5 protein-coding genes and 1 pseudogene are annotated in these 4755 nt (G+C 31.1%); 4 read left to right on the top strand and 2 right to left on the bottom strand.

Annotation, left to right across the window (positions count from 1 at the left end; genetic code table 11):
- Positions 1-156: 156 nt before the first annotated feature.
- Complete coding sequence (locus FTV28_RS13305; protein ID WP_218944955.1) at positions 157-327, top strand: nitroreductase family protein; 171 nt, start codon at positions 157-159, stop codon at positions 325-327.
- A gap of 498 nt (positions 328-825) precedes the next feature.
- On the opposite strand, the gene estT is transcribed toward FTV28_RS13305, so the two are convergent.
- Both estT and FTV28_RS13295 read right to left on the bottom strand, forming a co-directional pair.
- On the bottom strand, positions 826-1686 hold the full coding sequence (gene estT, locus FTV28_RS13300; protein WP_077782102.1) for a macrolide hydrolase EstT: 861 nt from the start codon (positions 1684-1686) through the stop codon (positions 826-828).
- Between the two features lie 17 nt (positions 1687-1703).
- Positions 1704-2000: pseudogene (locus tag FTV28_RS13295) on the bottom strand (FAD-dependent oxidoreductase); the annotation flags it as partial.
- On the opposite strand from FTV28_RS13295, the gene FTV28_RS13290 reads away from it, so the two are divergent.
- The 3 genes from FTV28_RS13290 to FTV28_RS13280 all read left to right on the top strand — a co-directional run bounded on the left by FTV28_RS13290 (position 1961) and on the right by FTV28_RS13280 (position 4628).
- Positions 1961-2806, top strand: coding sequence for a DUF234 domain-containing protein (locus FTV28_RS13290; RefSeq protein WP_169538917.1), 846 nt, complete (start codon positions 1961-1963; stop codon positions 2804-2806). The pseudogene FTV28_RS13295 and the gene FTV28_RS13290 overlap by 40 nt on opposite strands.
- A 165-nt stretch (positions 2807-2971) precedes the next feature.
- Positions 2972-3502 carry an NAD(P)H-dependent oxidoreductase gene (locus FTV28_RS13285; RefSeq protein ID WP_218944953.1) on the top strand — a complete coding sequence of 177 codons (531 nt, stop codon included), beginning with the start codon at positions 2972-2974 and terminating at the stop codon, positions 3500-3502.
- A 91-nt stretch (positions 3503-3593) separates the two neighbouring features.
- Entirely contained in the window at positions 3594-4628 is a 1035-nt protein-coding gene (locus FTV28_RS13280) for a tRNA-dihydrouridine synthase (protein ID WP_169538918.1), read from the top strand.
- Positions 4629-4755 lie beyond the last annotated feature (127 nt).

Below are 4755 nucleotides of genomic sequence, written 5' to 3'. Positions count from 1 at the left end.
TTCAAATGGCGATTCAGCGTTTAATTGGTTTTGGGAAAAAAGAAGAGTTTAAGGAAATTTTGGCAATTTTAAGAAAGCAGAATCCTGATAGGATAAGGGTTCTGTGAAATTTGTCGTGTACAGAGAATAATATTAATAAAAAATAAGGATAAATTTATGGAAAAAACTTTTATGGAAGCAATGGATTTTAGACATGCTTGTAAAATATTTGATGAGACAAAAAAGATAAAAGATGAAGATTTAAACTATATTTTAGAAGCAGGGAGAAAATCTCCTAGCTCTTTTGGGCAAGAGCCATGGAAGTTTTTGGTAATTACAAAAGTATAGCCTGAATTAGCCCTCGATTTTACATCTTGGAACCATGGCCCCCCCCTTTTTTAGGAAAAGGATGACCTTCGGTCTCTCTATTTAAAGGAAATCTTCACGCCTTTTTGTCGGATTCGGCTGAAATTTACGGGACGGTCTTATTTAAGAATGTATGGCTTAATGTTGCGAAAGAAGTTGATTTCCTCCCAATGGTTTTTAAAACCCTGCTTTATAATATCCTCTCTTATTGACCATAAGTACTCTTTTAGGTATATCGTCATTTGGTGCGCTTCATCAATTATATTAGGTGCAGACAGCGAAATGGCATTTTCTTTTCGCTGTACCTCTGAGATAATATGATTTAATGAAGATACCATTTCGTATTTAGTTTACAATATTTCCTTTTATAAAAGAAAATTGCGTAGTATGATTATTAAAAAACACCAAAAGATGTTATTCAAAGAACACATTGATATTAGCTTCAATCTCTAAACCGTTGATTTGGAAATACATAATACCCTATTTGTTCATTCTTTTGTTATTTGTTGTATGTTGCGTTATTCCATCAATAATTTTATTCCAATCTTCGAAATGTAGTTCGTGTCCGGTTCCATCAAGCGTTATTAGTTTTGAGCCGTTTATCTTTTCAAGTAAAACTGCTGAATTCTTAAAATGCCATATTTTATCGTCCGTTCCGTGTACAATTAAGGTTGGCTGATTGATTTCGCTCAATCTGTTCCAGTATTCTTCACCACCTTGCAGTGCCGCATGATTGAACATACTTATATAGTTATTAGCTCTTTTAAATTCGGCTCTAATCAGTTTTTCACTTCTTTGTTTGTCAAATTGTTTCCTGCCGCTCATCAATTCAGCACCTTGAATTAAATAATTTGCCACACTGTCTTCATTTGTCCAATCTACGGTTTCAGCTTTTCCGTGAAAATCTAAAATACGCGTATCCATTTCAGGAATTGTGGGGTCTGAGTCGCCCCAAGGACCTGATGAGATTAGTGTTATTGAACTTACCCTGTCGGCATATTTTATTGATGCTATTTGAGAAATCAGTCCGCCCAGTGAAATTCCCACAAAATTGGCTTTGACTATTTTATAGCCGTCCAAAATTGAAATAGCATCATGGGTTAAGTCAACAATATCATAGGGGGTTGAACCCGGTTCGTAATTAGTAGATTTTCCTACGTCCCTATTGTCGTAGCGAATAACAAAAAATCCCTTTTCAGATAGTTTCTGGCAAAATTCAGCATCCCAATACAACATGGATACCGTTGCTCCCGCAATCAAGAGTATTGCCGGATCTTTTTCACATCCAAAACTTTCGGTAAAAAGTCTTATTCCGTTTTTTTTAACTATTTTCTCTTTCATTTCCTCGCCTTTCTGTTTTATAGATTCATTAGTTTTTGGAACGAAAAGTCGAGGCTGAACATTTCCGTTTCGTTTATTATTGATTCTGCCTGTGCTTCTCTTCCATAAGCAAACATTTGCTGTTCATAATTTTCAATAGCCTCTTCAATGCTGTTAAATTTCCCATTGGTCAGATTATCCGACAATATCAAGGCATCCATCAACCCACTGTTTACGCCTTGTCCTGCAAAAGGAGGCATCAAATGAGCAGCATCTCCAATCATCGTTATGGGTAATGGACGCTTACTTTTCCAAGACTTATCTAAGGGAAATAGATTTAAAACCTTTGAAAGTAAGTGTATTAAAGGAGATTTTAAAAGATTACAACTCTTATTCAAATAAAAATTTACTTGATTTTTATTTGCTAAGTGGTGGAGTTGCAAAATATATAGAACTATTTATCTTAAACAGTAGTTTTGATTTAAAATCTATGATAGATACAATTATTGATCCAAACTCAATATTTTTGGAAGAGGGAAAAAATAGACTTATTGAAGAGTTTGGAAAAGAGTATGGAACATATTTTTCTATTTTAGCTTTAATCTCTGATTCAAAAACATCAAGAAGTGAAATAGAATCAATTTTGGAAAGAAATATTTCAGGACATTTATCACGACTTGAAAATGACTATAACATCATAAAATCAATTAAACCAATAAATGCTAAACCAAACTCAAAAGTACAAAAATATGAGATAGTTGATAATTTTTTATCCTTTTGGTTTAGATTTATTTTTAAATACCAATCACTAATCGAAGCTGAAAATTTCGATAGATTAAAAGAGATTATCTATAGAGATATCTCAACTTTTCAAGGAAAATTCCTTGAAAAACTTTTTGTGGAACTCTTAAAAGAGAAACAAACTTTCACTTCTATTGGCTCATATTGGGAGAGAAATAATCAAAATGAGATAGATATAGTTGCTATCGATGATATTGATAAGAAACTTCTAATTTGTGAAGTAAAACTAAATGAAAAACGGATAAACTATCAGGCTTTAGTTTTGAAATCTCAAAAATTAATTCAAGAGTATAAAGATTATGAGATAGAGTATAGGCTTTTATCGATAAAAGATATTTAAAATTAGAAAAACAGATAATAGCTGGTGCTAGAGTGGTTGCTAGGGTAATTACTCTAATTTCAAGTTGGTGCAAGTGGTTTTTGCAAACTTTGTATAAAGCCTTAATCGATATAAAAGTTAAGTTTGATTATATATAATTGTTGAATAATTTAAAAGGAGTACAAAATGAAAAAAGTTTTAATTTTAAATGGACACCAATATTATGAAAATGTTGCAAAAGGTGAATTAACTGAAAAGATTTTAGAAAAAGCGACACAATTTTTCAAAGAAAATAACTTTCTTATAAAATATACAAATATAGATAAGGGTTACGATATAAAAGAGGAGTGTGAGAAGTTTGAGTGGGCTGATTATGTGTTGTTTCAATATCCTGTTTATTGGATGGGTGTTCCTTGGATTACAAAAAAATATTTCGATGAGACTTTTACTCAAGGAAGACACTATGCAAACGACGGAAGAAGCAAAAACGATGATAGCAAAACTTATGGAAGTGGTGGATTACTAAAAGGCAAAAAATATATGCTAAGCTTGACATATAATTGTCCAAAAAGTGAGTTTAACAATCCTGATGGTTTTTTTGATGGATTATCACTAGATGAAGCAAATGTTGCTACTCATAAAACTTTTCAATTTGTTGGATTAGAACCTTTAAAACTTACTCTATGCATGATATTTTTAAAGGAGATTTGGATTTAAATAAAGAGTTAGCTAAATTTGAAGATACTTTAAGAGAGAATTTTAAGTTTAGTGTATATATAATTTGATATATTTAATTTAAGGAGCTATAATGAGTTTATTATTAAACAAAGGTAAAATAGGTGATTTGGAACTAAAAAATAGAGTTGTAATGCCACCTATGTGTATGTATAAAAGTGATAATAGTGGAGAATTAAAAGATTTCCATATGTTTCACTATACTTCAAGAGCAATGGCTGATGTTGGTTTAATTATTGTTGAACCAGCATCAGTTGAGCCAAAAGGAAGAGTTTCATCTTTTGAATTAGGACTTTGGGATGATTCTTTAATTGAAAATCATAAAAAAATGAATGAGAAGTTACACTTATTTGGAGCAAAAAGTTCTATACAATTAGCTCATGCAGGAAGAAAATCTGAAGTTGTTGATGATATTTGTGTAGCTCCAAGCTCAATTGCTTTTAGTCAAAAATCACCATATAAAGTTCCAAAAGCGTTAAGTCTTGAAGAGATAACAAAAATAAAAGAGTTGTTTGTAAATGCTGCAATTAGAGCCGAAAAAGCAAATTATGATTCAGTAGAACTTCACGCTGCTCATGGATATTTGTTGTGTGAATTTTTATCACCTTTAACAAATAAAAGAGATGATATTTATGGTGGAAGTTTAGAAAATAGGTGTAGATTAGTAATTGAAACTGCAAAAGAGATAAAAAATAGGGTAAAATTACCCCTTATTGTTAGAATTAGTGCTGATGAATGGATGCAAAATGGATGGAATATAGAAGACTCTATTTATTTATGTAAAGAGTTAGAAAAAGTTGGAGTTGATTGTATTCATGTTTCAAGTGGTGGAAATATAGAAAATCCAGATAAGATACCAAAAATTGAACCATTTTATCAAGCTAATTGGGCAAAAGAGATTAAAAAAAGTGTAGATATTCCTGTTATTGCTGTTGGTTTAATAACAACAGCAAAAGAGGGTGAATATCTTCTTGAAAATAGTTTTTGTGATTTTGTTGCATATGGAAGAGAGTTGCTTAAAAATCCAAATCTTGTATTTTATGCTGCAAATGAACTAAACGAAAAAGAGAAAATTAATAGCTCTTATGCAAGAGCATTTTTAAAATAATATTCTCTGTACACGACAAAAATAGATAACTCATTGAAATAATGTCACAATAATTGTTTTCTAACGACGAATACTATGACACATCTCAATGAGTTATATCTTATCTTAAACAAATCTCTAAAATGGA

The organism is Acinetobacter sp. YH12252, from assembly GCF_013417365.1.
Classification (GTDB): domain Bacteria; phylum Pseudomonadota; class Gammaproteobacteria; order Pseudomonadales; family Moraxellaceae; genus Acinetobacter; species Acinetobacter towneri.
This window is presented reverse-complemented; position numbering and strand designations above follow the sequence as displayed.